This window comes from Variovorax davisae (assembly GCF_030316845.1).
GTDB lineage: Bacteria > Pseudomonadota > Gammaproteobacteria > Burkholderiales > Burkholderiaceae_C > Variovorax > Variovorax davisae.
The window spans coordinates 43,104-65,569 of sequence record NZ_JASZYS010000017.1; the positions used below are offsets into that span (position 1 = coordinate 43,104).

The window sequence follows — 22,466 nt, forward strand, 5'->3', positions numbered from 1 at the left end:
CCGCCACCATGAAAAAAGCCCCGCGGGAGCGGGGCTTCGGGGTCTGACACGACAGCGAGGTCAGGCAGCGACCTTGTCGGCGATGTCCTTGTACTCGTCGATCTTGTCGAAGTTGAGGTACTGGTAGATCTGTTCGCTGGAGGCGTCGATCACGCCGACGTTGGTCATGTACTCCTCCTTCGTCGGGATGCGGCCCAGGCGCGAGCAGATAGCGGCCAGCTCGGCGCTGCCGAGATACACGTTGGTGTTCTTGCCCAGCCGGTTCGGGAAGTTGCGCGTGCTGGTCGACATCACGGTCGCGCCTTCGCGCACCTGCGCCTGGTTGCCCATGCACAGCGAGCAGCCCGGCATTTCGGTGCGCGCGCCGGCGTTGCCGAAGACGCCGTAGTGGCCTTCTTCGGTGAGCTGCTGCGCATCCATCTTGGTCGGCGGCGCGATCCACAGCTTGACCGGGATGTCGCGCTTGCCTTCGAGCAGCTTGGACGCGGCGCGGAAGTGGCCGATGTTGGTCATGCACGAACCGATGAACACTTCGTCGATGGTGGCGCCGGCCACGTCCGACAGCGTCTTCACGTCGTCGGGGTCGTTCGGGCAGGCCACGATCGGCTCGTGGATGTCGGCCAGGTCGATCTCGATGACGGCCGCGTAGTCGGCGTCGTCGTCGCCCTTGAGCAGTTGCGGGTCCTTGAGCCAGGCTTCCTGCGCCGCGATGCGGCGGGCCAGCGTGCGGCCGTCGGCATAGCCCTCGGCGATCATCCAGCGCATCAGCGTGATGTTGCTGTTGATGTACTCGATGATCGGTTCCTTGTTCAGGTGCACCGTGCAGCCGGCGGCCGAGCGTTCGGCCGAGGCGTCGCTCAGTTCGAAGGCTTGCTCGACCTTGAGGTCCGGCAGGCCTTCGATCTCGAGGATGCGGCCCGAGAAGATGTTCTTCTTGCCCTTCTTCTCGACCGTCAGGTGGCCGGCCTTGATCGCGTACAGCGGGATCGCGTTGACCAGGTCGCGCAGGGTCACGCCGGGCTGCATCTTGCCCTTGAAGCGCACCAGCACCGATTCGGGCATGTCCAGCGGCATCACGCCGGTGGCCGCCGCGAAGGCCACCAGGCCGGAGCCGGCCGGGAAGCTGATGCCGATCGGGAAGCGCGTGTGGCTGTCGCCGCCGGTGCCGACCGTGTCGGGCGTCAGCAGGCGGTTGAGCCAGCTGTGGATCACGCCGTCGCCCGGGCGCAGCGAGACGCCGCCGCGGGTGGCCATGAAGTCGGGCAGCTCGTGGTGCATCTTGACGTCGACCTTCTTCGGGTACGCCGCCGTGTGGCAAAAGGACTGCATGACCAGGTCGGCGCTGAAGCCCAGGCAGGCCAGGTCCTTGAGCTCGTCGCGGGTCATCGGGCCGGTGGTGTCCTGGCTGCCGACCGAGGTCATCTTCGGCTCGCAGTAGGTGCCGGGGCGAACGCCCTGGCCTTCCGGCAGGCCGCAGGCGCGGCCGACCATCTTCTGCGCCAGCGAGAAACCCTTCTTGGTGTCGACTGGGCTGACCGGCAGGCGGAACAGCGTCGAGGCCGGCAGGCCCAGCGCTTCGCGCGCCTTGGCCGTGAGGCCGCGGCCGATGATCAGCGGAATGCGGCCGCCGGCGCGAACTTCGTCGAACAGCACGTCGCTCTTGACGGCGAACTCGGCGATCACCTGGCCGTCCTTGAGCGCCTTGCCGTCGTAGGGACGCAGCTCGACCACGTCGCCCATGTTCATCTGGCTGACGTCGAGTTCGATCGGCAGCGCGCCGGAGTCTTCCATCGTGTTGTAGAAGATCGGCGCGATCTTGCCGCCCAGGCAGACGCCGCCGAAGCGCTTGTTCGGCACGTAGGGGATGTCTTCGCCGGTGAACCACAGCACCGAGTTGGTCGCGCTCTTGCGCGACGAGCCCGTGCCGACGACGTCGCCGGCGTAGGCCACCAGGTGGCCGCGCGCGCGCAGATCCTCGATGAACTTCACCGGGCCGCGCTTGCCGTCCTCCTCAGGCACGATGCCGGGGCGGGCGTTCTTGTGCATGGCGAGCGCATGCATCGGGATGTCCGGACGGGTGGTCGCATCCGGCGCGGGCGACAGGTCGTCGGTGTTGATTTCGCCGGCCACCTTGAAGATGCTGACGGTGATGCTTTGCGGCACTTCGGGCCGGCTGGTGAACCATTCGGCGTCGGCCCAGCTTTGCAGCACGGCCTTGGCGTTGGCATTGCCCTTGTCGGCCTTTTCCTTGACGTCGTGGAACTGGTCGAACATCAGCAGGGTCTTCTTGAGGCCTTCGGCCGCGACGGCGCCGACTTCGGCATCGTCGAGCAGGTCGACCAGCGGGCCGATGTTGTAGCCGCCGAGCATGGTGCCGAGCAGTTCGGTCGCCCGGGCGCGCGTCAGCAGCAGGCTCTTTTCGGTGCCATGCGCGACGGCCGCGAGGTAGCTCGCCTTGACCTTGGCCGCATCGTCCACGCCCGCGGGCACGCGGTGCGTCAGCAGGTTGAGCAGGAACTCGGCGTCGGCGACGGCCGGCGACTTCATGAGCTCGATCAGCTCGGCGGTCTGCTTGGCAGTGAGCGGCAGCGGCGGGATGCCGAGCGCGGCGCGCTCGGCGACATGGTCAACGTAGGCTTGCAACATCTTCTTTTCTCCGGAAACACAAAGGGGCGGGCGGCTCCCGCTGGGAAGCAAGAGCCGCGCCTTGGGGGATTACTGCGTCTTGACGGTCGGTGCCGCGTCGCCGCTTTCGAACAGGCTCTTGGGCGGGTTTTTCTTCATGTCCTCGGCCACCTCGAGCTGCTTGGCCGCCTGGCATTCGTCGGCCAGCCGCAGGCCCAGCTTCTGGCTCATGAGCATCGACTTGTTGCCCAGCTGCAGCCACATCGCCTCGCGCACCGGGTCCTCGAGCCGCACCGCGCCGGTGCGGCTGGAAACCGGGTGCAGGCGGTACTTGACGCCCGCGTGCGTCAGGGTGAAGAAGCCGGGCTTCTTGGGGTCGGCCTCGATGTTCACGCTGGCGCCGAGCTCGCACTTGATGGTGCCGGTGAGGATGGTCTCGGCCACCTTCAGGTCCTGCTCCGACAGGGTGACGTCGGTCTCTTCGCTGATCGGCTTGGCTTCTTCGACCTTCTTGATGATGCGCTTGGGCACCACCTTCTGCACGACCTTCTTGCCGGTCGTGTTGGCGGCCGGCTTCGCTGCGGAGCCGGTGGCAGGGGTCTGGGCCATGGCGGCCATCGGGAGAGCCAGGGCGGCAGCGGCGATCAGCGCAATTGTCTTCATGGGAATGGATCTTTCGGGGGGTTGGGTTTCAGGATGAAGAGGGCGCGAACCACGGCTGCGCCTCGGAAGGCAAGCTGCGGCCGGTGGCGTGCGCCCGTTCGAGCACCTGCCAGAAATGGCGATAGCTGGCACGATCATGCAATGTGCCATCGATGCTGACCGGCGCCCACGCGGCCAGCGCCGCGGCAGCCAGGATTTTTGTAGCGATTTGAATCTGCCGCTCGTCCGGCGCGAAGGCTTCGAGGATCGGGCGGATCTGGTTCGGGTGGATGCTCCACATCCGGGTGTAGCCGAATTCGACCGCCGCCTTGCGGGCGGCGGCGCGCATCGCGCCGACGTCGTTGAACTCGGTCACGACGCAATGCGACGGCACCTTGCCGTGCGCGTGCGCGGCTGAGGCGATCTCGAGCTTGGCGCGCACCACCAGCGGGTGGGTGAACTGGCCGGCGGCGCCCATGCCGTCGGCCGGGATCGCGCCGCCGTGCGAAGAGACGAAATCCATCAAGCCGAAGCTCAGCGACTGCACCCGCGGGTGGGCCGCGATCTCGAAGGCATGGTGGACCGCCAACGGCGATTCGATCAGCACGTGCAGCGGCAGCGCCTCGGCGCCGACGGCGTCGAGCGCCAGCGCGGCCTCGCGAACGTCGTCGACCGTCTCCACCTTCGGCACCATCAGGTGGCTCAGGCGATGGCCGGAGCGGCCGGCGATCGTCATCACGTCGGACGGAAACGCAGGATGGTCGACCGGATGGACCCGGACGCCGACGCGCATGCCCGGCGCCGCCGACAGCGCGAGTTCGGTCACCAGCGCCGCATGCTCGGACTCGCCGCCGACCGGCGCGCCGTCCTCGCAGTCGAGCGTGACGTCGAACACGCAGGCGCCGAACTCCTCGGCCATCTCGGCCTGCAGTGCCAGGCTCTTGCGCATGCGCGCCTCGACGCCGCTGTAGTGGTCGCAGACCGGCAGCGCCACGGTACCGGCCTGGGCGCCGAGCAGCACCTCGCGCGGATGGGGCACTGGATTCTCGATGCTCATGGTTTTTTCTGCGCCACGATGAACATGCGCGGGAAGGCCAATAGCAGCCGGCCATCGGCGCGCGCCGGGTAGGCGCGGGCGATGCGGCGTTCGTATTCGGCCAGGTAGCTGGTCTTCAGCTCGCTGGGCAAGGGATCGACGAAGGGCTTCAACCCGGTGCCGCTGACCCACTCGACGATGGCCGCCGCGGAGGCCATCGGATGCTGGTAGGCCGTGCGCCAGACGTCGACCGCCGCGGCCTCGCCGGCCAGCAGGTCGTAGTAGCCGTCGATGCCCAGCAATTCGGTGCGCAGCCGGTCGGGGTTCCCGATGGCCTGCGCCCAGGGTGCCTCGGCCGCCACCTCGCGCATCAGCCGATGCGTGGGTTCCTGGCGGTTGTCGGGCATCTGGATCGCCAGCACGCCCCCGGGCGCCAGCATCGCGAAGAGCCTGGGGATCAGGGCTTCGTGGTCGGGCACCCACTGCAGGGCGGCATTGGCATAGATGAGGTCGGGCGCCGCCTCGGGCGCCCAGGTGGCAATGTCGCCGAGCTCGAAGCGGGCCTGCGGCAGGCGCTGCCTGGCGCTGGCGAGCATCGGCTCGGAATTGTCGGTGCCGACCACCGCGGCAGCCGGAAAGCGCTGCACCAGCAGCTCGGTGGAATTGCCCGGCCCGCAGCCGAGGTCGAACACCCGCGCGGCCTGCGCCAGCGGCACCCGGGCCAGCAGCTCCCGGGCCGGACGGGTGCGCTCGTCCTCGTAGCGGCTGTAGAGCGCGGGGTTCCAGTCGAGCATGCCGGTCGTGGCTCAGAGCAGGTGGGCGACGCCGGCTTGCTCGTCGGTCAGTTCCTTGAGCGTCTTGTCGATGCGCTCCTGGCTGAAGGCGTCGATCGCCAGGCCGTCCACGACCTTGTACTCGCCGTTTTCGCAGGTGACGGGGAAGCCGAACATCACGTCCTTCGGAATGCCGTACTGGCCGTCCGACGGGATGCCCATCGTGACCCACTTGCCGTTGGTGCCCAGGGCCCAGTCGCGCATGTGGTCGATCGCGGCATTGGCGGCCGAGGCAGCCGACGACAGGCCGCGGGCTTCGATGATGGCGGCGCCGCGCTTGCCGACGGTCGGCAGGAAGGTGTTGGCGTTCCAGTCCTGGTCGTTGATCATCTTGGCGACGCTCTCGCCGTTGATGGTGGCGAAGCGGTAGTCGGCGTACATCGTGGGCGAGTGGTTGCCCCAGACGGTCAGCTTCTCGATGTCGGCCACGGCCTTGCCGGTCTTGGCGGCCAGCTGGCTGGCGGCACGGTTGTGGTCCAGGCGCAGCATGGCGGTGAAGTTCTTGCGCGGCAGGTCGGGGGCGCTCTTCATCGCGATGTAGGCGTTGGTGTTGGCCGGGTTGCCGACCACCAGCACCTTGACGTTGCGGCTGGCGACGGCGTTGAGCGCCTTGCCCTGGGCGGTGAAGATGGCGCCGTTGACGGCCAGCAGCTCGGCACGCTCCATGCCCGGGCCGCGCGGACGCGAGCCGACCAGCAGGGCGTAGTCGGCGTCCTTGAAGGCGGTCATGGGGTCGCCGTGGGCTTCCATGCCGGCCAAGAGCGGGAAGGCGCAGTCGTCGAGCTCCATCATCACGCCCTTGAGCGCCTTCTGGGCTTTTTCGTCGGGGATCTCGAGCAGTTGCAGGATGACCGGCTGGTCCTTGCCCAGCATTTCGCCGGAGGCGATGCGGAACAGCAGGGCGTAACCGATTTGGCCAGCGGCACCGGTGACGGCAACGCGAACAGGCTTCTTGCTCATGGGAATACTCCAGGAAATGATGAAAACGGGGCACGGCCGCGGAGTGCGGCCACGAGGTCGGGCCGGGACACGAAGCCCGGCCTTCGGGCCGTCTTCGATTTTATGCCGATTTGAGGTTTCGGTGGCGCCTGTCTTATGTCTTATATAAGATGTCGCCCCGAAGCACCCTCGCGGTGCACCCACGAAACCCCATGGCCACCTCTCCCTCCACTGTCGCCGAGCCCTCCACGCCGTCGTTCAGTCCGCTCTACCAGCAGATCAAATCTCTGATCCTGCAGAGCCTCCACGCCGGCGAATGGAAGCCGGGCGAGCCGATCCCGAGCGAGATCGAGCTGGCCGCACGCTTTCGCGTCAGCCAGGGCACCGTGCGCAAGGCGATCGACGAACTGTCGGCCGAAAACCTGGTGGTGCGCCGCCAGGGCAAGGGCACCTTCGTCGCGACCCACGCGGAGCAGCACGTGCAGTACCGCTTCCTGAAACTGGTGCCCGACAGCGGCGACGTCGACTCCGAAGGCCCGGCCGAGCGCGAGATCGTCGACTGCAAGCGCCAGCGCGCCAGCGCCGACGTCGCCCGCGCCCTCGCCTTGCGCACCGGCGACGCCGTGCTGCAGGTGCGGCGGGTGCTGGCCTACCGCGGCACGCCGACCATCCTCGAGGAGCTCTGGCTGCCCGGAACCCCGTTCAAGGGCCTGACCGCCGAGCGCCTCACCGCCTGGCACGGGCCGATGTACGCGCTGTTCGAGACCGAATTCGGCGTGCGCATGGTGCGCGCCGAGGAAAAGATCCGCGCCGTGCTGCCCGATGCTGCGCAGGCGGCCCTGTTGCAGGTCGTCACCTCGACGCCGCTGCTGAGCGTGGAGCGCGTGGCCTACACCTACCACGACACGCCCATGGAACTGCGCCGCGGGCTCTACCGCACCGACACCCATCACTATCGAAACGACCTCGGCTGACAGCGGCCTCGCGCGCCAACATCCGACCATCGCGGTGCGATGACCGGAGCGGCGAAAGCCGCGAGATGGTGCGTTGCAATAGAATTTTGAGTTGTTTGCTTTTCGCCAAAGAACAAGTAGCCCCTCGTAAAACCCGAAAGCCCCCATGACAGAGTTGGCCACCCCACCCCGACAGCCGCGGCGAGAGTTCCGCAATATCAACCCCCTTTCCGACCTCACCACCTACCGGCTGCCGCCGGCGGGCATCGTGTCGATCCTGCACCGCGTGAGCGGGGTGCTGATGTTCCTGCTGCTGCCGTTCATCATCTGGATGTTCGACACCTCGGTGTCCTCGGAGATCTCGTTCGCCCGCTTCACGGCCGCCTTCAACGTCGGCCTCGGCTTCGTCCCGGGCTGGTTCCTCAAGCTCGTCGCGCTGGCACTGATCTGGGCCTATCTGCACCACTTCATCGCCGGCCTGCGCCACCTCTACATGGACGTGAACCACCACGCGGTCGACAAGAAGTCCGGCAACAGCAGCGCGCTCGCCACCCTCGGCCTGAGCATCCTGCTGACCGTCGTCCTCGGCGCCAAGCTGTTCGGCCTCTACTGATTGCGCGAGGAAACTGAAATGTCTGTGAACTACGGCTCCAAGCGCATCGTCGTCGGCGCGCACTACGGATTGCGCGACTGGCTCAGCCAGCGCATCACCGGCGCCCTGATGGCGCTCTTCACCGTCATCCTGCTGGCGCAGGTGATCTTCAAGCGCGGCCCGATCGGCTACGACCTCTGGGCCGGCATCTTCGCCGCCCAATGGATGAAGGTGCTCACCTTCGTCGTCATCGCCTCGCTGCTCTATCACGTCTGGGTCGGCATGCGCGATGTCTGGATGGACTACGTCCAGCCGGTCGGCATCCGCCTGCTGCTGCAGGTTTTCACCATCGTCTGGCTTGTCGGTTGCGCGGGTTGGGCCATTCAAGTGCTCTGGAGGCTCTAAGCCCATCATGACCTACACCAAAGAACAAATCACCAAGCGCAAGTTCGACGTCGTCATCATCGGTGCCGGCGGCTCCGGCATGCGCGCCTCGCTGCAACTCGCACGCGCCGGCCTCAACGTCGCCGTGCTGTCCAAGGTGTTCCCGACCCGCTCGCACACGGTCGCGGCCCAGGGCGGCGTCGGGGCCTCGCTCGGCAACATGAGCGAGGACAACTGGCACTACCACTTCTACGACACGATCAAGGGCTCCGACTGGCTCGGCGACCAGGACGCGATCGAGTTCATGTGCCGCGAAGCACCGAAGGTGGTGTACGAGCTCGAACACTTCGGCATGCCCTTCGACCGCAATCCGGACGGCACGATCTACCAGCGTCCGTTCGGCGGCCACACCGCGAACTATGGCGAAAAGCCGGTGCAGCGCGCCTGCGCCGCCGCCGACCGCACCGGCCACGCGATGCTGCACACGCTTTACCAGAAGAACGTCGAAGCCCGCACCCAGTTCTTCGTCGAGTGGATGGCGCTCGATCTGATCCGCGACGCCGAAGGCGACGTGGTCGGCGTGACCGCGCTGGAGATGGAAACCGGCGACCTGCACATCCTGCAGGCCAAGACCGTGCTGCTGGCCACCGGTGGCGCCGGCCGCATCTTCGCGGCCTCGACCAATGCCTTCATCAACACCGGCGACGGCCTCGGCATGGCGGCCCGCGCGGGCATTCCGCTGCAGGACATGGAGTTCTGGCAGTTCCACCCGACCGGCGTGGCCGGCGCCGGCGTGCTGCTGACCGAAGGCTGCCGCGGCGAAGGCGCGATCCTGCTCAACAGCAACGGCGAACGCTTCATGGAACGCTACGCGCCGACGCTGAAAGACCTGGCGCCGCGCGACTTCGTCTCGCGTTCGATGGACCAGGAGATCAAGGAAGGCCGCGGCTGCGGTCCCAACAAGGACTACGTGCTGCTGAAGCTCGACCACCTCGGTGCCGAGACCATCCACAAGCGGCTGCCCTCGGTGTACGAGATCGGCGTCAACTTCGCCAACGTCGACATCACCAAGGAGCCGATCCCGGTGGTGCCGACCATCCACTACCAGATGGGCGGCATCCCGACCAACATCAACGGCCAGGTCGTGATCCAGAAGGGCGACGAGAACAGCGCCGTGGTCAACGGCCTCTACGCGGTGGGCGAATGCTCTTGCGTCAGCGTGCACGGCGCCAACCGCCTGGGCACCAACTCGCTGCTCGACCTGCTGGTGTTCGGCCGCGCGGCCGGCAACCACATCGTCGAGTTCAACGACAAGCTGAAGGAACACAAGGACCTGCCGGCCGATGCCGCCGACCGCACGCTGGAGCGCCTGAACCAGCTCGAGGCCTCGACCTCCGGCGAATACGCGCAGGACGTGGCCAACGAGATCCGCGCCGTCATGCAGCAGCACGCGGCCGTGTTCCGCAAGCAAGCCTCGATGGACGAAGGCGTGAAGAAGATCGCCGCCGTGCGCCAGCGCGTCGCCTCGGTCACGCTCAAGGACAAGTCGCGCGTCTTCAACACCGCCCGCATCGAAGCCCTCGAAGTCGACAACCTGATCGAGGTCGCACAGGCCACGATGGTGTCGGCCGCTGCCCGCCGCGAATGCCGCGGCGCCCACACGGTGGAAGACTACGAGCGTCCGGCCGACGATCCGGTCGCGCCGCTTGGCCGCAACGACGCCGAATGGATGAAGCACACGCTTTGGTACAGCCAGGACAACCGCCTCTCGTACAAGCCGGTCAAGCTGCAGCCGCTGACGGTGGCATCGGTGCCGCCCAAGGTGCGCACGTTCTAAGCCCACGAGAAAGCATCACAAGGTCATCACGATGAAGCGCACATTTCAAATCTACCGCTACGATCCGGACAAGGACGCCAAGCCCTACATGCAGACCGTCGAGATCGAACTCGACGGCCACGAGCGCATGCTGCTCGACGCCCTCATGAAGCTCAAGGCGCAGGATCCGACCCTGTCGTTCCGCCGCTCCTGCCGCGAAGGCGTCTGCGGCTCCGACGCGATGAACATCAACGGCAAGAACGGTCTGGCCTGCCTGACCAACATGCTGACGCTCAAGGGCACCATCGTGCTCAAGCCGCTGCCCGGCCTGCCGGTGATCCGCGACCTGATCGTCGACATGACGCAGTTCTTCAAGCAGTACAACTCGATCAAGCCGTACCTGCAGAACGACACCGTGCCGCCCGAGAAGGAGCGCCTGCAGTCGCCCGAGGAGCGCGACGAGCTCAACGGCCTGTACGAGTGCATCCTGTGCGCCAGCTGCTCGACCAGCTGCCCGAGCTTCTGGTGGAACCCCGACAAGTTCGTCGGCCCGGCCGGCCTGCTGCAGGCCTACCGCTTCATCGCCGACAGCCGCGACGAAGCCACCGGCGAGCGCCTGGACAACCTCGAGGACCCGTACCGCCTGTTCCGCTGCCACTCGATCATGAACTGCGTCGACGTCTGCCCGAAGAACCTGAATCCGACCCGGGCGATCGGCAAGATCAAGGAACTCATGGTGCGTCGCGCCATCTAGTCCCGACGAGCCCCCCGATGCCAGCCACCGACAACCCCTCCGAGCCGATCAGCGAGCGCGCGCTGAGCAAGCTCAAGTGGCGCTGCCGGCGCGGCTTGCTTGAAAACGACCTGTTCATTGCCCGCTTCTTCACGCGGCACGAGGCAAGCCTGACCCGCGGGCAGGCACAGGCACTGGAGACATTGATGGACCTGTCGGACAACGACCTGCTCGACCTCCTGCTCGCGCGAAAGGAGCCCGAGCCCGGATGGGCCGGGGCCGAGGTGGTCGAACTGCTGCAGCTGATGCGCAGCGACGGTGCGCAATCCCTATCTTCCTGATCCATTCTTTGAAAGACACTCGAAATGAAAGCATCCGAGAACAAGGCCACTCTGTCGTTCAGCAACGGCGGACAGAACGTCGAGCTGCCGATCTACAAGGGCACCTTGGGCCCCGACGTGATCGACATCCGCAAGCTCTACGCCCAGACGGGCATGTTCACCTACGACCCGGGCTTCATGTCGACCGCCTCGTGCGAATCGGCCATCACCTACATCGACGGCGACAAGGGCGAGCTGCTGTACCGCGGCTACCCGATCGAGCAGCTCGCGACCAACTGCGACTTCCTCGAGACCTGCCACCTGCTGCTGTACGGTGAACTGCCCGACGAAGCCAAGAAGACCACCTTCACCAAGCTCGTGACCAACCACACGATGGTCAACGAGCAGATGCAGTTCTTCCTGCGCGGCTTCCGCCGCGATGCCCACCCGATGGCCATCATGACCGGCCTGGTCGGCGCCCTGTCGGCCTTCTATCACGACAGCACGGACATCAACAATCCGAAGCACCGCGAGATCGCCGCGATCCGCCTGATCGCCAAGATGCCGACCCTGGTCGCCATGGCCTACAAGTACACCGTGGGCCAGCCCTACATGTACCCGAAGAACGAACTCAGCTATGCGGGCAACTTCCTGCACATGATGTTCGCCACGCCGTGCGAGGAGTACAAGGTGAGCCCGGTGCTCGAGCGCGCGCTCGACCGCATCTTCATCCTGCACGCCGACCACGAGCAGAACGCATCGACCTCGACCGTGCGCCTGTGCGGCTCGTCGGGCACCAACCCGTTCGCCGCGATCGCGGCCGGCGTGGCCTGCCTCTGGGGCCCGGCCCACGGCGGCGCCAACGAGGCGGCGCTCAACATGCTCTACGACATCCAGAAGGCGGGCGGCGTCGAAAAGATCGGCGAGTTCATCAAGCAGGTCAAGGACAAGAACTCCAACGTCAAGCTGATGGGCTTCGGCCACCGCGTCTACAAGAACTACGACCCGCGCGCCAAGCTGATGCAGGAAACCTGCAAGGAAGTGCTGGGCGAGCTCGGCCTGGAAAACGACCCGCTGTTCAAGCTCGCGATGGCGCTCGAGAAGATCGCCCTGGAAGACGAATACTTCGTCTCGCGCAAGCTCTACCCGAACGTCGACTTCTACTCGGGCATCGTGCAGCGCGCGATCGGCATCCCGGTGCCGCTGTTCACCGCGATCTTCGCGCTGGCCCGCACGGTGGGCTGGATCGCCCAGCTCAACGAGATGATCGGCGACCCGGACTACAAGATCGGCCGCCCGCGCCAGCTTTTCGAAGGCTCGGTCAAGCGCGACGTCAAGCCGATCGCCCAGCGCTGATTGCCGTCCGGCCCGCACCCAGGAAAGCTGCCCACGGGCAGCTTTTTTGCGTCTTGGCTGACACGGGCCGGCCGGCGGACCGAATAGCTTGGAGTCCTCATCCAAACGAAGGAGTTCCACCATGAAGAAGCTTGCCGCATTGCTCACCGTCATCTTCGCCGTGTCCGTGCCGCTGGCCGGCTGCAACACCATGAAGGGCGCCGGCCAGGACATCCAGAAGGGCGGCCAGAAGATGGAAGACGCCGCGCAGAAGAAGCAATAACTCCCGGGCCGCGGCGCCATCGCGCCGCGGCATCTTGGCCATCTCGGATCACGATGGCCAAAGCCTTGAAACAGGGGGAAAATACGGGCTTCCATCTCTGAACGAGATGCCAAGCCCCGATGACCTCCTCCGAACGCAGTTTTGCCCGCCGCATCGACCTCACGTCGCTGCAGTTGTTCGTGGCCGTCTGCGAGCTCGGCAGCATCGGGCGCGCGGCCGAGCGCGAATTCATCGCGGCATCGGCGATCAGCAAGCGGTTGTCCGACCTCGAAGCCACGCTCGGCACGCCCCTGCTCTACCGCCATGCCCGCGGCGTCGACCTGACGCCGGCCGGCGAAAGCCTGCTGCACCACGCCCGCTCGGTGCTCTACAGCCTCGAGAAGATGCAGGGAGAACTCAGCGAGTACGCCGACGGCGTCCGCGGCCATGTCCGGGTGCACGCCAACATTTCGGCCATCGTCCAGTTCCTGCCCGAGGACCTCGGGGCCTTCACCCGCGAGCACGACGCGATCAAGATCGACCTCGAGGAGCACCTGAGCAGCGAAGTGGTGCGGGCCGTCCATGAAGGCGCGGCCGACCTCGGCGTCTGCCATGTCGCCGAAGGCGGCAACGAGCTCCAGAGCCTGCCCTACCGCGACGACACGCTGGCCTTGATCGTGCCCGCCGGCCATCGGCTGGCGTCCCGGCGCTCGATCGCCTTCGTCGACTCGCTCGACTACGACCATGTCGGCCTGCACAGCAACAGCTCGATCTACGTCGCGATGCACCAGGCCGCGCTGGCCGCCAACCGCAGCATCCGGCTGCGCATCCACGTGACCGGCCTCGACGCGATGTGCCGCATGATCGAGAACGGCCTCGGCGTCGGCGTGATGCCGCTGCGGGCCTTCGAGCTGATGCAGGGCGGCATCGGCCGCGGCCTGACCTCCGTGGCGCTGCAGGACCCCTGGGCGGCACGCCAGATCCGGCTGATCGCCCGCGACTTCTCGACCTTGCCGGTCGCCGCCCGCATGCTGGTCAAGCACCTGCACACACCTGCTGTCGCGACGCCCGCGCAGCTCGCCGCCTAAGACAATCACCTCCCCACGAAAGAGACCCATGGCACGCACCCTCTACGACAAACTCTGGGACGAACACGTCGTCCACACCGAGGAAGACGGCACCGCGATCCTCTACATCGACCGCCACCTGGTGCACGAAGTGACCAGCCCGCAGGCCTTCGAAGGGCTGCGCGAGGCCGGCCGCAAGCTGTGGCGCATCAGCTCGGTGGTGGCCACGGCCGACCACAACACGCCGACCACCGGCTGGGAGCGCGGCTACGACGGCATCGCCGACCCGACCAGCAAGGAACAGGTCACGACCCTGGACAGCAACATCAAGGAATTCGGCGCCGCCGCGTTCTTTCCGTTCCTGAGCAAGCGCCAGGGCATCGTGCACGTGATCGGGCCCGAGTCGGGCGCCACCCTGCCCGGCATGACCGTGGTCTGCGGCGATTCGCACACCTCGACCCATGGGGCCTTCGGCGCGCTGGCGCACGGCATCGGCACCAGCGAGGTCGAGCACGTCATGGCCACGCAGACGCTGCTCGGCAAGAAGGCGAAGAACCTGCTCGTGAAGGTCGAGGGCAAGCTGCCGCTCGGCTGCACCGCCAAGGACATCGTGCTCGCGATCATCGGCCGGATCGGCACCGCCGGCGGCACCGGCTACACGATCGAATTCGCCGGCTCGGCGATCCGCGACCTCAGCATGGAAGGCCGCATGACGGTCTGCAACATGGCGATCGAAGCCGGTGCGCGCGCCGGCCTGGTGGCGGTCGACGAGAAGACCATCGCCTACGTCAAGGGCCGGCCGCTGGCGCCGACCGGCGTCGAATGGGACCTGGCGGTCGCCTACTGGAAGACCCTGCAGTCCGATTCCGACGCTCACTTCGACCTCGTGGTCGAGCTCGACGCCGCGCAGATCAAGCCGCAGGTCACCTGGGGCACCTCGCCCGAGATGGTGGTGCCGGTCGACGGCCGCGTGCCCGATCCCGACAAGGAGAAGGATGCCAACAAGCGCGGCGCGATCGAACGCGCCCTGGTCTACATGGGACTGGAACCCAACAAGCCCATGAACGACATCTTCATCGACAAGGTGTTCATCGGCTCCTGCACCAACAGCCGCATCGAGGACATGCGCGAAGCCGCGGCCGTGGTCAAGAAGCTCGGCCAGAAGGTCGCCAAGAACGTCAAGCTCGCGATGGTCGTGCCGGGCTCCGGCGTGGTGAAGGCGCAGGCCGAGCGCGAAGGACTCGACCAGATCTTCAAGGCCGCCGGCTTCGAGTGGCGCGAGCCCGGCTGCTCGATGTGCCTGGCGATGAACGCCGACCGCCTCGAGCCGGGCGAGCGCTGCGCCTCGACCAGCAACCGCAACTTCGAAGGCCGTCAGGGCGCGGGTGGCCGAACCCACCTCGTGAGCCCCGCGATGGCCGCGGCGGCCGCGGTGCACGGCCACTTCGTCGATGTCCGAACCTTCGCCTGATCCGGGAGCCCACACCATGCAAAAATTCACCGTACACAAGGGCCTCGTGGCACCGATGGACCGCGAGAACGTCGACACCGACGCGATCATCCCGAAGCAGTTCCTGAAATCGATCCGCAAGACCGGATTCGGCCAGAACCTGTTCGACGCCTGGCGCTACCTCGATCCGGGCGAACCGGGCCAGGATCCGGCATCGCGCAAGCCGAACCCCGACTTCGTGCTGAACCAGCCGCGCTACGCCGGCGCATCGATCCTGCTGGCGCGCCAGAACTTCGGTTGCGGCTCGTCGCGCGAACATGCGCCCTGGGCGCTCGACCAATACGGCTTCCGCGCGATCATCGCGCCGAGCTATGCCGACATCTTCTTCAACAACAGCTTCAAGAACGGCCTGCTGCCGATCGTGCTGCCCGAGGCGCAAGTCGCCCAGCTGTTCGACCAGACCTTCGCCTTCCCGGGCTACAGCCTGACGATCGACCTCGAGCGCCAGGTGGTCATCCAGCCGGACGGCGGCGAATTCGCCTTCGACGTCCAGGCCTTTCGCAAGTACTGCCTGGTCAACGGGCTCGACGACATCGGCCTCACGCTGCGCCACAAGGACGAGATCAAGGCCTTCGAAGCCGCGCGCCTGGCCCAGAAGCCCTGGCTGGCGCACACGATGCTCGACGCCTGAAGCCCTTTCATCTCTTTTCAAGCAATCCCTGACACCATGAAAATCGCAGTCCTCCCCGGTGACGGCATCGGCACCGAAATCGTCGCCGAAGCCATCCGCGTGCTCGAAACGCTCGACCTCAGGTTCGAGATGGAGTCGGCCCTGGTCGGCGGCGCCGCCTACGAGGCCCACGGCCATCCGCTGCCCGAGGCCACCCTCAAGCTGGCGAAGGAAGCCGACGCCGTGCTGTTCGGCGCCGTCGGCGACTGGAAGTACGACAAGCTCGAGCGCTCGCTGCGCCCCGAGCAGGCCATCCTGGGCCTGCGCAAGAACCTCGGCCTGTTCGCCAACTTCCGGCCGGCGATCTGCTACGAGCAGCTGGTCGGCGCCTCCAGCCTCAAGCCCGAGCTGATCTCGGGCCTGGACATCCTGATCATCCGCGAGCTGACCGGCGACATCTACTTCGGCCAGCCGCGCGGCCGCCGCACCGCGGTCGACGGCCACTTCCCGGGCGCCGAGGAAGCCTTCGACACCATGCGCTACTCGCGCCCCGAGGTCGAGCGCATCGCCCACGTCGCCTTCCAGGCGGCGCGCAAGCGCAGCAAGCGCGTGACCAGCGTCGACAAGGCCAACGTGCTGGAGACCTTCCAGTTCTGGAAGGACATCGTGACCGAGGTCGGCCGCGAGTACCCGGACGTCGAGCTCGACCACATGTACGTCGACAACGCGGCCATGCAGCTGGTCAAGGCGCCGAAGAAATTCGACGTCGTGGTCACCGGCAACATGTTCGGCGACATCCTCTCGGACGAGGCGGCGATGCTCACCGGCTCGATCGGCATGCTGCCCTCGGCCTCGCTGAATGCCAGCAACCAGGGCCTCTACGAGCCCAGCCACGGCAGCGCGCCCGACATTGCGGGCAAAGGGGTTGCCAATCCTTTGGCTACAATCCTGTCTGCTGCCATGATGCTTCGCTTCTCCCTCAACCAGCCCGAGGCTGCCGACCGGATCGAGTCGGCGGTCCAGTCCGTGCTGGCGCAGGGGCTGCGCACGGCAGACATCTGGTCCGCGGGCACGACCAAGGTCGGCACCCGCGAGATGGGCGATGCCGTGGTGGCTGCCATCACCAAAAAGACGATTACCGGCTAAACCAGCCCGCTTCGTCACGCCCTCCCCGGCTCTGACGAGCCGGGCGCAAAGAGAAGTTTTTTCTTTTTTCACAAGGGCACATTGAAATGGCGAACGCAAATCAACCTCTGGTCGGCCTCGTGGGCTGGCGCGGCATGGTCGGCTCGGTCCTGATGGACCGGATGCAGGCCGAAGGCGACTTCGGGCTCATCGAACCGGTCTTCTTCTCGACTTCCAACGCCGGCGGCAAGGCCCCGGCGATGGCCAAGAACGAGACCACGCTCAAGGACGCCCACGACATCGCCGCGCTCCAGAAGTGCGATATCGTCATCACCGCCCAGGGCGGCGACTACACGAGCGAGGTGTTCCCCAAGCTGCGCGCCGCCGGCTGGAAGGGCCACTGGATCGACGCCGCGTCCACTCTGCGCATGAACGACGACGCGATCATCGTGCTCGACCCGGTCAACCTGCCCGTGATCCAGAACGCGCTCGCCAAGGGCGGCAAGAACTGGATCGGCGGCAACTGCACCGTCAGCTGCATGCTGATGGGCGTCGGCGCGCTGTACAAGGCCGGCCTGGTCGAGTGGATGACCAGCATGACCTACCAGGCCGCTTCGGGCGGCGGTGCCCAGCACATGCGCGAGCTGCTGACGCAGTTCGGCACCCTCAACGGCGAAGTGCGGGCGCTGCTCGACGACCCCAAGTCGGCCATCCTCGAGATCGACCGCAAGGTGCTGGCCAAGCAGCAGTCGCTGAGCGCGGCCGAAACGGCCAACTTCGGCGCCCCGCTGGGCGGCAGCCTGATCCCCTGGATCGACAAGGACCTGGGCGACGGCATGAGCAAGGAAGAATGGAAGGCCGGCGCCGAGACCAACAAGATCCTGGGCCAGGGCGCGGGCTTCGGCACCGCGGCCACGCCGGTCGACGGCTTCTGCGTGCGCGTGGGCGCGATGCGCTGCCACAGCCAGGCGCTGACCTTCAAGCTCAAGAAGAACGTTCCCGTGGCCGACATCGAGGCCCTGATCGCCGCCGACAACGAGTGGGTCAAGGTGGTGCCGAACACCCGCGAAGCGACCGTCAAGGACCTGACGCCGGTGGCCGTCACCGGCACCATGTCGATCCCGGTCGGACGCGTGCGCAAGCTCGCCATGGGCCCGGACTATGTCGGCGCCTTCACGATCGGCGACCAGCTGCTGTGGGGTGCCGCGGAACCGCTGCGCCGCATGCTGCGCATCCTGCTGGAAGCCTGAGGGGAGGCATCGGGGGCCCGTCCGGGCCCCCGCCGTTGCGGCATCGCAACGGCAAATGCATGACGAAGTTTGCACGCACTGGGTAGATAAGGCCTGTCGCCTTGTCAGTGCAGGGTGTTGATGTTAACGTCCCCTTACACTTTTGGGCCGAGCTGCCCCTACCAGCATGACACGACAACCGTTGCCTGCGGCCCGCCTTTCGGCCACCTCCCCGAGTTCGACGACCCCTGGCCGGAGTCAGCTCACGCTCCTGAGCGCGGCGGTCGCCCTGGCTCTGGGCGGCGGCCTGGCCGCTGACGCCAGCGCCCTGGCGCTGGGACGGCTGAATGTGCAGTCGGCGCTGGGCGAACCTCTGCGGGCCGAGATCGAGGTCACCGAGATCACGGCGGCCGAAGCCGACAGCCTCAAGGTCAACATCGCCTCGGCCGAGGCCTTCCGCGCCGCCGGCGTGCCCTACAACGCGGCGCTGTCGGACGTCCGCGTCGGCGTCCAGAAGCGCGCCGACGGCCGCTACGTGGTGCGCCTCACCAGCAACCGCCTGCTCAGCGAGCCCTTCGTCGACCTGCTGCTCGAAGCCAACTGGGGTTCGGGGCGCGTCGTGCGCGACTACACGGTCCTGCTCGACCCGCCGACCAGCCGCCAGGCGGCCGCCCCGGTGGCGCCGGTGGCACCGCAGATCTCCGCCGCGCCCGCGCAGCGCGTCGTGCCGGCCGAAGTGCAGGCGCCGCCCGTGCGGCGCGAGCGCCCGGTTGCCGCAGCGGCACCCGCACCCGCACCCGCGCCCGCCGCTGCCGACAGCGGCACGGTGCGCACCTCGAACGGCGAGCAGGTCAAGGTCCAGCCGGGCGACACCGCAGGCAAGATCGCGGCCGCCTACAAGCCGGCCGAGGTATCCCTCGACCAGATGCTGGTGGCGCTGCTGCGCGCCAATCCCAACGCCTTCATCGGCGGCAACGTCAACCGGATCAAGGCTGGCGCGGTGCTCGAGTTGCCCGGCACGCCCCAGGCCGAGTCCGTTCCGGCCGCCGAGGCCCGCCGCACCGTGACGGCCCAGAGCCAGGATTTCGGCGAGTACCGTCGCCGCCTGGCCGACAACGCGCCGACCTCGAAGGTCGCCGACGCCGACCGCCAGACCTCCGGCAAGCTGCAAGCCAACGTCGAGGACCGCAACGCCGCCAACGCATCCAGCGACAAGCTCAAGATCTCCCAGGGCCTCGCCCCGGGCCGCCCGACCGAAGAGCAGATCGCCCAGGCGAAGCAGGCACAGGCCAGCAATGCACGCGTGGCCGAGCTGTCCAAGAACATCTCCGAGCTGAACAAGATCCAGGCCGCCAGCGGCGCGGCGCCCACGGCGCCGGCCCCCGCGCCAGTGGCACCGGCAGCCTCGACGGCACCGGCCGCTGCGGCGCCTGCGTCGGCCGCCAGCCCTGCACCCGCCGCCGCGGCGCCCGCCACCCCGGCCGCGGCGACGACGCCGGCCGTGGTCGCGCCGACGGTCGCTGCGGCCGCCGCGGCCGCCGATGCCGGTCTCAAGGCAGCCGCCCCCGCTGCGTCCGCACCGGCCGCCGCCGCACCCGCGGTGACGCCGCCCGTGGCCGCCGCCAAGCCGGTCGCCAAGGCGCCGCCTCCCCCGCCGCCCGCGCAGCAGAGCTTCTTCTCCGAACTGCTCGACAACCCGCTGATGGCCGGCGCGGCCGCGCTGATCGCGCTGCTGATCGGGTTCCTGCTCTACCGCGTGCTCGGCCGCAAGCGCCGCGACGCCGGCGACAGCGTCTTCATCGAAAGCCGCATCCCCAAGGACTCCTTCTTCGGCGCCAGCGGCGGCGAATCGGTCGACACCAAGAACCGCGGCAACTCGGTGGTGTCCTCGCTGTCCTACTCGCCGAGCCAGCTGGACGCCGGCGACGTCGATCCGGTGGCCGAAGCCGACGTCTACCTCGCCTATGGCCGCGACCTGCAGGCCGAGGAAATCCTGCGCGAGGCCCTGCGGGTCAATCCGGAACGCACTGCCATCCACCTCAAGCTGCTCGAGATCCACGCCAAGCGTCGCGACCTGCGCGCCTACGAAGCGCTGGCCGCCGACGTCCACAAGCTCACCGGCGGCACCGGCAGCGACTGGAACCGCGTGGTCGAGCTCGGCAAGGACCTCGATCCGGGCAACCCGCTCTACGAGACCGGCAGCCGCGGTGGCGTGTCCGCCGCCGAGGCCGCTGCCTTCGCCGGCACGCTGGCCGCCGCCAGCGCCCCCGCCCCGCTCGCGCCGACCCCGGAAGTCGAAGCCCCGCCGCCGGCCTTCGTGCCCTCGGTGGCCCCGCTGGACTTCGACCTCGAACTCAGCGCGCCGCCAGCCACCACCGCCCCGGCGCCCATCACGGCCAGCCTGCCGATCACGCCGGCCCCGGTGCACAAGCCGGTCCCGGCCGCCGCCGAGCTGCCGAGCACCGTCACGGCGCCGCTCAACGGCCATCTGCCGGCCGCCCCCGCGATCAGCCGCCTCGACCTCGAGAACGACTTCGATACCGCCCCCGGCGCCCTCGAGCCCATGGCGCGCGGATCGTCGCACGCCGACGAGGAGCGCACCCAGCCCGCGCCGCTGCGCGCCGGCCTGCCCGCCGATTCCGGCTTCATCGAATTCGACATGAGTTCGCTGGCTGGCCTGTCCAGCCGCACCCCGCCCGACACCGAGCGCGGCCGCCTCGAGGCGATCGACGACAGCAACGAGAACCCGCACGCGATCAAGCTCTCGCTGGCTCGCGAACTGAAGGCGCTGGGCGACGTCGAAGGCGCCCGCTCGCTGGTCGAGGAAGTCGCCGCCGAGAGCGCCGGCGACATCAAGGCCGAAGCCAAGCAACTGCTCGGCCAGCTGCGCTGAGCGGCCATGCGGCCGCCGATTCCGCTGTGAGGCTGGCCCTCGGTATCCGCTACAACGGACAGGCCTACCAGGGCTGGCAAAGCCAGCTCTCGGGCCTCACGGTGCAGGACAAGCTCGAGGCGGCCCTGGCCCAGTTCGCCGCCCAGCCGATCTCGACGCTGTGCGCCGGTCGCACCGACACCGGGGTCCACGGCCTGATGCAGGTGGTGCACTTCGATACCTCGGTCGAGCGCACGCCCTTCTCCTGGGTCCGCGGCACCAACCGCTTCCTGCCGCCCGACATCGCGGTCCAATGGGCGCAGCCGGTGCCCGACCAGTTCCACTGCCGCGCCAGCGCGCTCACCCGCCGCTACCTGTACGTGCTGTCGCAATCGCCGGTGCGCCCGAGCCTGGACGCCGGCCGGGTCGGCTGGACGATGCACGCGCTCGACGGCGATGCGATGCGGGCCGCCGCCGCCGTCCTGGTCGGCCAGCACGATTTCAGTTCTTTCCGTGCCTCGGCCTGCCAGGCGCGTTCGCCGGTCAAGGACCTGCGCCGGATCGCGATCACGCGCCATGGCGAGGGCGAACGCTGCCGCTGGCATTTCGAGTTCGAGGCCGACGCCTTCCTGCACCACATGATCCGCAACATCATGGGCTGCCTGGTTCGCATCGGCCGCGGCGACTCTCCGCCCGAATGGATGGCCGAGGTGCTGGCCGCGCGCAGCCGGGTGGTGGCGGCGCCGACCTTCTCGCCGGCCGGCCTGTATTTTCTCGGCCCGCTGTACGACGCCGGCTGGGGCCTGCCGCCGGAGGCGACGCTGCAGGCCGGAGGTGCTGCGTATGATGGTCCGCCATGAACGCCCCGCCCGCCCGCACCCGCATCAAGATCTGCGGCCTGACGCGTGAGGCCGACGTCGACGCCGCCGTCGGGGCCGGCGCCGACGCGATCGGCTTCGTGCTCTATCCGGCCAGCCCGCGCGCGGTGAGCGTCGAGCGCGCTGCCGAGCTGGCCGCGCGGCTGCCGCCCTTCGTGACGCCGGTGCTGCTGTTCGTCAACGAATCGGTGCCGGCGACCCTCGATGCGCTGGCGCGCGTGGCCGGTGCCATGGCCCAGTTCCACGGCGACGAACGGCCTGAACAGTGCTGGGAAGCCAGCGGCCGCGGTCGCCACCGCTACCTGCGCGCGGCCCGGATTCCGCTCGGCGCCGCCGGGGCTTCCTTCGACCTCGTAAAATACGCGTCCGATTACTCCCGCGCCACGGCCATCCTGCTCGACGCCCATGTCGAAGCCTACGGCGGTGGCGGCAAGGCATTCGATTGGTCACTACTTCCACCCGCCGTCGACGCTCACCTCGTCTTGAGTGGTGGGCTCGCACCTGCAAACGTGGGCGATGGCATTCGCCAGCTGCGGACGCGCTGCAGATCGCTGTCCGTTGACGTGAGTTCGGGCGTCGAGGCCGCCAAGGGCCTCAAGGACGCCATGAAGATTCACGCATTCGTGGCCGCCGTGCGTGCGGCCGATGCCCTTTCCTGACTGGCGCCCCGCTTCGATCCGCGGGCGCCGGCCCACCGAAGCGAGA

The 22,466-nt window shown here is 67.7% G+C and carries 21 protein-coding genes; 16 read left to right on the top strand and 5 right to left on the bottom strand.

Going from position 1 to position 22,466, the window contains the following annotated elements; all coding sequences use genetic code 11:
* Positions 1 to 60: 60 nt before the first annotated feature.
* The 5 genes from QTI33_RS29685 to QTI33_RS29705 all read right to left on the bottom strand — a co-directional run bounded on the left by QTI33_RS29685 (position 61) and on the right by QTI33_RS29705 (position 6,096).
* Positions 61 to 2,646, bottom strand: a complete 2,586-nt coding sequence (locus tag QTI33_RS29685; RefSeq protein WP_286510106.1) for a bifunctional aconitate hydratase 2/2-methylisocitrate dehydratase — start codon at positions 2,644 to 2,646, stop codon at positions 61 to 63.
* A 69-nt stretch (positions 2,647 to 2,715) separates the two neighbouring features.
* The gene (locus QTI33_RS29690; RefSeq protein ID WP_286510107.1) at positions 2,716 to 3,288 is read right to left on the bottom strand and encodes a hypothetical protein; all 573 of its coding nucleotides are present in this window, start codon (positions 3,286 to 3,288) and stop codon (positions 2,716 to 2,718) included.
* Between the two features lie 28 nt (positions 3,289 to 3,316).
* A complete protein-coding gene (locus QTI33_RS29695) occupies positions 3,317 to 4,324 on the bottom strand; it encodes an HpcH/HpaI aldolase/citrate lyase family protein (RefSeq protein WP_286510108.1) in 1,008 nt (335 codons plus the stop codon).
* Positions 4,321 to 5,097 carry a trans-aconitate 2-methyltransferase gene (gene tam / locus QTI33_RS29700; RefSeq protein WP_286510109.1) on the bottom strand — a complete coding sequence of 259 codons (777 nt, stop codon included), beginning with the start codon at positions 5,095 to 5,097 and terminating at the stop codon, positions 4,321 to 4,323. Before tam ends, QTI33_RS29695 begins: the two co-directional genes overlap by 4 nt.
* A gap of 12 nt (positions 5,098 to 5,109) precedes the next feature.
* On the bottom strand, positions 5,110 to 6,096 hold the full coding sequence (locus QTI33_RS29705; protein ID WP_286510110.1) for a malate dehydrogenase: 987 nt from the start codon (positions 6,094 to 6,096) through the stop codon (positions 5,110 to 5,112).
* Between the two features lie 191 nt (positions 6,097 to 6,287).
* Here QTI33_RS29705 and QTI33_RS29710 point away from each other — a divergent pair, with 191 nt between their 5' ends.
* The 16 genes from QTI33_RS29710 (at position 6,288) to QTI33_RS29785 (ending at position 22,420) form a co-directional block, all read left to right on the top strand.
* Complete coding sequence (locus QTI33_RS29710) at positions 6,288 to 7,049, top strand: GntR family transcriptional regulator (protein ID WP_286510111.1); 762 nt, start codon at positions 6,288 to 6,290, stop codon at positions 7,047 to 7,049.
* Positions 7,050 to 7,194: 145 nt separating this feature from the next.
* Positions 7,195 to 7,641 (top strand): succinate dehydrogenase, cytochrome b556 subunit, encoded by a 447-nt coding sequence (gene sdhC, locus QTI33_RS29715; RefSeq protein WP_286510113.1) that lies wholly within the window; start codon positions 7,195 to 7,197, stop codon positions 7,639 to 7,641.
* Between the two features lie 18 nt (positions 7,642 to 7,659).
* Positions 7,660 to 8,025: a succinate dehydrogenase, hydrophobic membrane anchor protein gene (gene sdhD / locus QTI33_RS29720; RefSeq protein ID WP_286510114.1), complete on the top strand. Its 366-nt coding sequence runs from the start codon at positions 7,660 to 7,662 to the stop codon at positions 8,023 to 8,025.
* Positions 8,026 to 8,032: 7 nt separating this feature from the next.
* Positions 8,033 to 9,841: a succinate dehydrogenase flavoprotein subunit gene (gene sdhA / locus QTI33_RS29725; RefSeq protein ID WP_286510116.1), complete on the top strand. Its 1,809-nt coding sequence runs from the start codon at positions 8,033 to 8,035 to the stop codon at positions 9,839 to 9,841.
* A 31-nt stretch (positions 9,842 to 9,872) separates the two neighbouring features.
* Positions 9,873 to 10,574, top strand: coding sequence for a succinate dehydrogenase iron-sulfur subunit (locus tag QTI33_RS29730; protein ID WP_286510117.1), 702 nt, complete (start codon positions 9,873 to 9,875; stop codon positions 10,572 to 10,574).
* Between the two features lie 17 nt (positions 10,575 to 10,591).
* Positions 10,592 to 10,894 carry an FAD assembly factor SdhE gene (locus tag QTI33_RS29735; RefSeq protein ID WP_286510118.1) on the top strand — a complete coding sequence of 101 codons (303 nt, stop codon included), beginning with the start codon at positions 10,592 to 10,594 and terminating at the stop codon, positions 10,892 to 10,894.
* 24 nt (positions 10,895 to 10,918) lie between these two features.
* The gene (gltA, locus tag QTI33_RS29740) at positions 10,919 to 12,229 is read left to right on the top strand and encodes a citrate synthase (protein WP_286510119.1); all 1,311 of its coding nucleotides are present in this window, start codon (positions 10,919 to 10,921) and stop codon (positions 12,227 to 12,229) included.
* Positions 12,230 to 12,350: 121 nt separating this feature from the next.
* The gene (locus tag QTI33_RS29745; protein ID WP_286368405.1) at positions 12,351 to 12,491 is read left to right on the top strand and encodes an entericidin A/B family lipoprotein; all 141 of its coding nucleotides are present in this window, start codon (positions 12,351 to 12,353) and stop codon (positions 12,489 to 12,491) included.
* A 119-nt stretch (positions 12,492 to 12,610) separates the two neighbouring features.
* Positions 12,611 to 13,558: a LysR family transcriptional regulator gene (locus QTI33_RS29750; protein ID WP_286510120.1), complete on the top strand. Its 948-nt coding sequence runs from the start codon at positions 12,611 to 12,613 to the stop codon at positions 13,556 to 13,558.
* 28 nt (positions 13,559 to 13,586) lie between these two features.
* Complete coding sequence (gene leuC / locus QTI33_RS29755) at positions 13,587 to 15,008, top strand: 3-isopropylmalate dehydratase large subunit (RefSeq protein WP_286510122.1); 1,422 nt, start codon at positions 13,587 to 13,589, stop codon at positions 15,006 to 15,008.
* A gap of 16 nt (positions 15,009 to 15,024) precedes the next feature.
* On the top strand, positions 15,025 to 15,678 hold the full coding sequence (leuD, locus tag QTI33_RS29760) for a 3-isopropylmalate dehydratase small subunit (protein ID WP_286510124.1): 654 nt from the start codon (positions 15,025 to 15,027) through the stop codon (positions 15,676 to 15,678).
* A 36-nt stretch (positions 15,679 to 15,714) separates the two neighbouring features.
* Positions 15,715 to 16,803, top strand: coding sequence for a 3-isopropylmalate dehydrogenase (gene leuB / locus QTI33_RS29765; protein ID WP_286510125.1), 1,089 nt, complete (start codon positions 15,715 to 15,717; stop codon positions 16,801 to 16,803).
* 86 nt (positions 16,804 to 16,889) lie between these two features.
* Positions 16,890 to 18,032, top strand: coding sequence for an aspartate-semialdehyde dehydrogenase (gene asd, locus QTI33_RS29770; RefSeq protein WP_286510127.1), 1,143 nt, complete (start codon positions 16,890 to 16,892; stop codon positions 18,030 to 18,032).
* Between the two features lie 166 nt (positions 18,033 to 18,198).
* A complete protein-coding gene (locus QTI33_RS29775; protein WP_286510128.1) occupies positions 18,199 to 20,904 on the top strand; it encodes a FimV/HubP family polar landmark protein in 2,706 nt (901 codons plus the stop codon).
* Positions 20,905 to 20,930: 26 nt separating this feature from the next.
* Positions 20,931 to 21,743, top strand: coding sequence for a tRNA pseudouridine(38-40) synthase TruA (truA, locus tag QTI33_RS29780; protein ID WP_286510129.1), 813 nt, complete (start codon positions 20,931 to 20,933; stop codon positions 21,741 to 21,743).
* Positions 21,740 to 22,420 (top strand): phosphoribosylanthranilate isomerase, encoded by a 681-nt coding sequence (locus tag QTI33_RS29785; protein WP_286510130.1) that lies wholly within the window; start codon positions 21,740 to 21,742, stop codon positions 22,418 to 22,420. The genes truA and QTI33_RS29785 overlap by 4 nt, the downstream gene beginning before the upstream one ends.
* Positions 22,421 to 22,466 lie beyond the last annotated feature (46 nt).

Excerpts from the sequence above, each read along its gene's own strand:
- QTI33_RS29685 (WP_286510106.1), bottom strand. The coding sequence starts at position 2,646 with ATGTTGCAAGCCTACGTTGACCATGTCGCCGAGCGCGCCGCGCTCGGC.
- QTI33_RS29690 (WP_286510107.1), bottom strand. The coding sequence starts at position 3,288 with ATGAAGACAATTGCGCTGATCGCCGCTGCCGCCCTGGCTCTCCCGATG.
- QTI33_RS29695 (WP_286510108.1), bottom strand. The coding sequence starts at position 4,324 with ATGAGCATCGAGAATCCAGTGCCCCATCCGCGCGAGGTGCTGCTCGGC.
- tam (WP_286510109.1), bottom strand. The coding sequence starts at position 5,097 with ATGCTCGACTGGAACCCCGCGCTCTACAGCCGCTACGAGGACGAGCGC.
- QTI33_RS29705 (WP_286510110.1), bottom strand. The coding sequence starts at position 6,096 with ATGAGCAAGAAGCCTGTTCGCGTTGCCGTCACCGGTGCCGCTGGCCAA.
- QTI33_RS29710 (WP_286510111.1), top strand. The coding sequence starts at position 6,288 with ATGGCCACCTCTCCCTCCACTGTCGCCGAGCCCTCCACGCCGTCGTTC.
- sdhC (WP_286510113.1), top strand. The coding sequence starts at position 7,195 with ATGACAGAGTTGGCCACCCCACCCCGACAGCCGCGGCGAGAGTTCCGC.
- sdhD (WP_286510114.1), top strand. The coding sequence starts at position 7,660 with ATGTCTGTGAACTACGGCTCCAAGCGCATCGTCGTCGGCGCGCACTAC.
- sdhA (WP_286510116.1), top strand. The coding sequence starts at position 8,033 with ATGACCTACACCAAAGAACAAATCACCAAGCGCAAGTTCGACGTCGTC.
- QTI33_RS29730 (WP_286510117.1), top strand. The coding sequence starts at position 9,873 with ATGAAGCGCACATTTCAAATCTACCGCTACGATCCGGACAAGGACGCC.
- QTI33_RS29735 (WP_286510118.1), top strand. The coding sequence starts at position 10,592 with ATGCCAGCCACCGACAACCCCTCCGAGCCGATCAGCGAGCGCGCGCTG.
- gltA (WP_286510119.1), top strand. The coding sequence starts at position 10,919 with ATGAAAGCATCCGAGAACAAGGCCACTCTGTCGTTCAGCAACGGCGGA.
- QTI33_RS29745 (WP_286368405.1), top strand. The coding sequence starts at position 12,351 with ATGAAGAAGCTTGCCGCATTGCTCACCGTCATCTTCGCCGTGTCCGTG.
- QTI33_RS29750 (WP_286510120.1), top strand. The coding sequence starts at position 12,611 with ATGACCTCCTCCGAACGCAGTTTTGCCCGCCGCATCGACCTCACGTCG.
- leuC (WP_286510122.1), top strand. The coding sequence starts at position 13,587 with ATGGCACGCACCCTCTACGACAAACTCTGGGACGAACACGTCGTCCAC.
- leuD (WP_286510124.1), top strand. The coding sequence starts at position 15,025 with ATGCAAAAATTCACCGTACACAAGGGCCTCGTGGCACCGATGGACCGC.
- leuB (WP_286510125.1), top strand. The coding sequence starts at position 15,715 with ATGAAAATCGCAGTCCTCCCCGGTGACGGCATCGGCACCGAAATCGTC.
- asd (WP_286510127.1), top strand. The coding sequence starts at position 16,890 with ATGGCGAACGCAAATCAACCTCTGGTCGGCCTCGTGGGCTGGCGCGGC.
- QTI33_RS29775 (WP_286510128.1), top strand. The coding sequence starts at position 18,199 with ATGACACGACAACCGTTGCCTGCGGCCCGCCTTTCGGCCACCTCCCCG.
- QTI33_RS29785 (WP_286510130.1), top strand. The coding sequence starts at position 21,740 with ATGAACGCCCCGCCCGCCCGCACCCGCATCAAGATCTGCGGCCTGACG.